Origin of the sequence: Paucihalobacter sp., from assembly GCF_036825875.1 — a bacterium.
Taxonomy (GTDB): Bacteria; Bacteroidota; Bacteroidia; order Flavobacteriales; family Flavobacteriaceae; genus Paucihalobacter.
Genome location: NZ_DAISXK010000020.1, coordinates 41,287 through 47,513, shown reverse-complemented (window position 1 = coordinate 47,513; position 6,227 = coordinate 41,287). Strand labels below are relative to the sequence as shown.

The 6,227-nt window shown below is 36.0% G+C and carries 3 protein-coding genes; all 3 read right to left on the bottom strand.

The window, feature by feature from the left end:
• Positions 1-141 precede the first annotated feature (141 nt).
• Positions 142-1,071, bottom strand: a complete 930-nt coding sequence (locus V7Z48_RS07670; protein ID WP_334112819.1) for a DUF58 domain-containing protein — start codon at positions 1,069-1,071, stop codon at positions 142-144.
• Between the two features lie 79 nt (positions 1,072-1,150).
• Positions 1,151-1,468: a thioredoxin gene (gene trxA, locus V7Z48_RS07665; RefSeq protein ID WP_334112818.1), complete on the bottom strand. Its 318-nt coding sequence runs from the start codon at positions 1,466-1,468 to the stop codon at positions 1,151-1,153.
• A 215-nt stretch (positions 1,469-1,683) separates the two neighbouring features.
• A complete protein-coding gene (gene dnaE, locus V7Z48_RS07660) occupies positions 1,684-6,072 on the bottom strand; it encodes a DNA polymerase III subunit alpha (RefSeq protein WP_334112817.1) in 4,389 nt (1,462 codons plus the stop codon).
• Positions 6,073-6,227 lie beyond the last annotated feature (155 nt).

Genomic DNA, 6,227 nt, shown 5'->3' with positions numbered 1-6,227 from the left:
CGACCTTCGCCGTGACAGGGCGACATTCTAACCAACTGAACTACCAGACCGTTGCTACCAAGACCTGCTTGGCAATGCGGATGCAAATATACATGCCTTTTTTGATAACACAAACATTTTTTTATAAAATTCTCCGTGGTATTAAACAAACCTATGACGTTCTATTAAATAGGTTGTGAGCAAATCGTTGAACCCTTTATTAATGTCGGCTTCAACATATTTTATTCGGTATTGTAAACATTTCATTTGGATGGTTTTGAAATAACCTGAAATGGCTTTTGTATAAATTTCCTTAACATTATCTGCATATAAATTTATAAAGTCGCCTGTTTCTACATCTATGAATCGCTTCGGACTGTTGCTGAAATCAAAATCGAACTCTTTTTGCTTATCCATCACATGAAACAAAACAACTTCATGCTTGTTATGTTTTAAATGACGCAATGCTTCAAATAGTTTATCATCATCATTCAGGGTTTGTAACATATCGGTAAACAAAAACACTAAAGAGCGACGATGCATTTTTTCGGCTATCTGATGCAGAAATGTATAGGTGTCCGTCGTTGTGGTTTTTGGCTTGTTTTTAACCACATCTTCCAAGGTTTTTAACAGCATTTGATGGTGCCGTTCACTTCCTTTTTCTGGCGCATAGTATTCGTATCTGTCACTATAAACACTCAATCCCACAGCATCGCGTTGTTTTTTCAACAAATTCATTAAAGCTGCGGAAGCTAATGCTGAAAATCCAATTTTATTAAGCTTTTCAATTGAAAATGATTTTATTTCAGGATAGTGCATCGAGCTGCTATTATCCATAATTATATGGCAACGCAGATTGGTTTCATCATCGTACCGTTTGGTAAAAAGCTTGTCGGTTTTGGCGTAAAGTTTCCAATCTATATGGCGCGTACTTTCTCCTTGATTGTATATTTTATGCTCAGCGAATTCAGCAGAAAATCCATGAAACGGACTTTTATGCATACCAGCGATAAAACCTTCAACAACTTGTTTGGCCAAAAGTTCTAAGTTTTTAAAGCCGCCAATCGTATTAAGCTCTTGTTGAAGATTCATGATTCAATATAATTTGCTCTAAACTAAAAAAGGTTTGCTATTTCAGCAAACCTTTTATCATTTCTTTTGAAGTTTGTAACTACAAAAGTTCATTTAATGCATTTGCATAAGCTTCTTTTGGTGATACACCCACTTGACGACCTACAACTTCACCATTTTGAAAAACCAATACTGTTGGAATATTTCGTACCCCGTATTTGGCAGCAAATTCTTGATTCGCATCTACGTCTACTTTTCCTACAATAGCTTTCCCGTCAAATTCTTTGCTTATTTCATCTATGATTGGACCAACCATTCTACATGGTCCGCACCAAGCAGCCCAAAAGTCAACCATCACAGGTTTATTACTTTTAAGAACGGTTTCTTCAAAAGTTGCATCTGTTATTTCTAATGCCATATTATTTCGCTTTATATAATTTATAATTCAGTAATACAAATTTAGTCAAAAAAAATTCCAAACCTTACACAGTAGGCATTAGTTTTGTTTATGATCATATTGTTGCATCTTATTTATAGAAACTCCTTTGTTAAATTTAATGATAGATTATAGTTTAATGAACCCTTTAAATATTGGGTTTATAATGAATCTGAAATTGTGAAATTTCTGGTTTTTCAATTTAATTTATACGATACTGATTCACTATCTAGTTCATAAAGCAACTCTTGAGAAATTTTTACTTTTAATTTTCTGCTTGGTAAATTCATTCTTATTTTTTCAGATTCATCGGTAACTACAAAGTTTAACGCTTGATTACCATTATGCAATTTAAATAAGGATTCTAGCGCGTGAATTCGCTGCGCAGACACTTCATCTATATGAAAGTGAACCGATAATTTTTTGGCATAGTTATCCATCACGTCATGTAATAACTGAAAATTATTAAACTGAATTCTCGGTTCTCCCTTACCGCCCGTATCTTTATTCTCCCAACCTTCCTTTACAAAAGCACGCACATATACAAAAGAATTTGGCACTAGAAAATGACGAAACTTTAAATATTCTTCCCCGAAAATTCTAAATTCAAAATTATTGGTATAATCTTCAATAGTGAAAGAAGCCCAACCTTTACCTTGTTTGGAAACCCTATGTTGAACAGAGCTCACCACACCTCCAAAAGTTAATTCTTTATTTATAAAAAACTCTAGCTTACCAAGCATATACAACTTAGCATTGCAAAAGGTTTCCATTTCTATTCTGAAATCATCTAAAGGATGACCAGAAATATAAATACCTACTACTTCTCTTTCGCGCTTTAATTTTTCCATAGTTCCCCATTCGTCGCAAGGAGGCACTTGAGGTTCGGGAATTTGAACATCGCTGGCATCGCCAAACAAACTTACTTGAGCCGAATTTTCATTTTCTTGGTGTTTACTACCGTACTTAACTGCTTTTTCAAGAAAGGTAATACCGTCACCATCATGGTCAAAATATTGTGCCCGATGGGTATTGGTAAAACAGTCAAAGCCGCCCGCATTGGCCAAGCCTTCAAAAGCTTTTTTATTGGCTGCACGTAAGTCGATACGTTTAGCGAGGTCGAAAATAGACTTATAAGGTCCGTCATTTTTTCGGTTTTCAACAATGGTTTGAACGGCTCCATAACCAACGCCTTTAATAGCCCCCATTCCAAAACGAACAGCATTGTCCTTATTTACAGAAAATTTATAATAACTCTCATTTACATCAGGTCCAAGTACATTTAATTTCATGCGTTTACATTCTTCCATAAAGAAAGTAACCGACTTAATATCGCTCATATTATTTGACAATACAGCTGCCATATACTCGGCAGGATAATGCGCTTTTAAATATGCTGTTTGATAAGCGATGTAGGCATAACAAGTTGAATGCGATTTATTAAAAGCATAACTTGCAAAGGCTTCCCAATCTTTCCATATTTTTTCTAAAACTTCTCTTGGATGCCCATTGCGTTCGCCGCCATCCAAAAACTGAGGTTTTAATTTTTGAAGTAAGGCAAATATTTTCTTGCCCATGGCTTTACGCAATACATCGGCTTCACCTTTGGTGAAACTGGCAAGCTTTTGCGATAGAAGCATCACTTGCTCTTGATAGACGGTAATGCCATAAGTTTCCTTAAGGTATTCTTCCATATCAGGCAAATCGTAAACGATTTCTTCACGGCCGTGCTTTCGAGCAATAAAACTCGGAATGTAATCCATAGGACCTGGTCTATACAGCGCATTCATAGCGATTAGATCATCAAATACGGTTGGTTTTAAATCCTTCATATGTTTTTGCATACCTGCAGATTCATACTGAAAAACACCAACTGTTTCGCCTTTTTGGAATAATTGATAAGTCTTTTCGTCGTCAAGTGGAAAGGCATCCGGATCTAAAGAAATATTATGTCTTGCCTTTACGATTTTGACTGTATCCTTAATGAGCGTCAAGGTTTTTAATCCTAAAAAATCCATTTTTAACAACCCCGCACTTTCAACTACTGAGTTGTCAAACTGCGTAACGTATAAATCTGAATCTTTGGCGGTGGCAACCGGCACATAATTGGTAATGTCGCTAGGAGTTATAATCACGCCACATGCATGAATACCTGTATTTCTTACTGACCCTTCAAGTACGCGCGCTTGATTTATGGTTTCAGCTTCTAAATCTTCACCTTCTGAAATGTTTAATAATTGGTTGACATTTTCTAAATCTTCGCCTTTGAAAGATTTATTGAGTTGCTTTTCGTCTAATTGGAATATTTTAGCCAGTTTAGACATGGTTGGTATTAACTTGGCAATTCTGTCAGCATCATTTAACGGTAAATCTAAAACACGGGCGGTATCTCTAATAGAAGATTTGGCAGCCATAGTGCCATAAGTAATTATTTGCGCTACTTGGCTGGCGCCATATTTTTTTATTACATAATCCATCACACGGCCGCGGCCTTCATCATCAAAATCAATATCGATGTCGGGCATGCTCACGCGGTCTGGATTTAAAAACCGCTCAAATAGTAAATCGTATTTTATAGGATCTATATTGGTAATCCACAAACAATACGCTACCACTGATCCAGCGGCAGAGCCACGACCTGGACCAACCGAAACATCCATTTTTCTAGCTTCTCTGATAAAATCTTCAACAATTAAAAAATAACCTGGATAACCAGTATTCTCAATTACCGTTAACTCAAAATCGATACGCTCTTTTAATTCATCTGTTAAGTCGCCATAACGTTTTCCAGCACCCTGATAAGTTAGGTGACGCAAATAAGCATTTTCACCTCTTTTACCACTATCCACTAGGTCTTCATCCGACTTAAATTCTTCAGGAATATCAAATTTTGGAAGTAAGACTTCGCGCGCTAGTTCAAAAGCTTCAACCTTATCTATGACTTCTTGAATGTTAAAAATTGCCTCAGGTATATCCTTAAAAAGCGCCTTCATTTCGTCTGCCGACTTAAAATAATACTCCTGATTTGGCAAACCATAGCGATAACCACGTCCGCGACCAATAGGTGTAGATTGCTTTTCAGCATCTTTAACACATAGTAAAATATCGTGCGCATTTGCGTTTTCTTGGTCTATATAATAGGTGTTATTGGTGGCGATTAATTTTATTTGATGCTTTTGTGCAAGACTAATTAAAACAGGATTGACGCGATTTTCATCTTCCTGATTGTGACGCATGATTTCTACATATAAATCGTCGCCAAAAGTTTCTTTCCACCAAAGTAAAGCTTCTTCCGCTTGATTTTCGCCAAGGTTTAAAATTTTCCCAGGCACTTCTCCATAGAGATTTCCTGTTAAAACTATTAAGTCTGTTTTGTATTTTTCAATCAGCTTTTTATCAATTCTTGGTACGTAATAAAAGCCTTCAGTATAAGCTAAAGATGAAAGTTTTGCCAGATTATGGTAACCGTTTTTATTTTTTGCGAGTAACACAATTTGGTAACCATTATCTTTTCGGTTTTTATCGTGCATGTTTTCACACACAAAAAACTCACATCCTAAAATTGGTTTAATTTCTTTAATTTCTAAAGGTTCTCTTTTTTCTTGGGCTACCTCCATTTTAGCTTTAGCCGACCGATTATAATTACCAACTTCGCGCATAAAATGAAACGCACCCATCATATTGCCGTGATCTGTGAGCGCAACCGCTGGCATATTATGTTTAGCCGTGGCAGCCACTAAATCCTTAATGGCAATCGTAGATTGTAATATAGAAAACTGAGAATGGTTGTGAAGATGTGCAAAAGGCACTTCCTCGAGATTTTTTATGTTTTGTGCTAAGTCTTGCTTAGAAATTTCAGGTGCATCTTCAAGTGATTTTAATTGCTTTTTTAGCTTTTCACTTTCCTTTTTAAGATTGATATGCTTTAAGCCAATTAATTGTATTTCCTGAGGATTGTGGTTTTGAAAATTCTGAAAATAATCTCTTGGCACATCTAGTTGTTCCGCAGTAAATTCCTCACGACGAATCAGTTCAAAAAAGCAACGTGTTGTAGCCTCAACATCAGCCGTGGCATTATGAGCCTCAGAAAAAGGTTTGTTGAAAAGAAACTCGTGTAATTCGGTTAGTGTTGGCAGTTTAAATTTACCATAACGACCGCCGGGGATTTCACACAAACTTGCAGTATTTTCTGTACAAGTATCTAAAACAGGTAAATCTTGAAGTTTATTTTGAATGGATAATCGGTGAAATTCAGCACCCATAATATTCACATCGAAGCCAACATTTTGACCAACTATAAATTTGGTTTTATTAAGTACCTCCTTAAACTTCTCTAAGGCTTTAGTTAAGTCAATCCCTTTACGCTGAGCTAATTCGGTAGAAATCCCATGGATCTTCTCCGCGTCATAAGGAATATTAAAACCATCGGGCTTAATTAAAAAGTCTTGATGCTCGAGGCAATTCCCCATAGCATCGTGTAATTGCCAAGCAATTTGAATGCATCTAGGCCAATTGTCGGTGTCGCTTATTGGTGCATCCCAACGTTTTGGTAATCCAGTAGTTTCGGTATCAAAAATTAAGTACATAACTTAAGTGGAAATAGATTGTGTTTGTATCTATGTAAGTTCATAAAATTACATAGAATTAAGATAAAATTTCACAATAGTTATAAACAATTAGGATCTATAAACTAGATAAAGACGCACTCTTACAAGTACAGCGAAGTTGTGAAAAATATTTT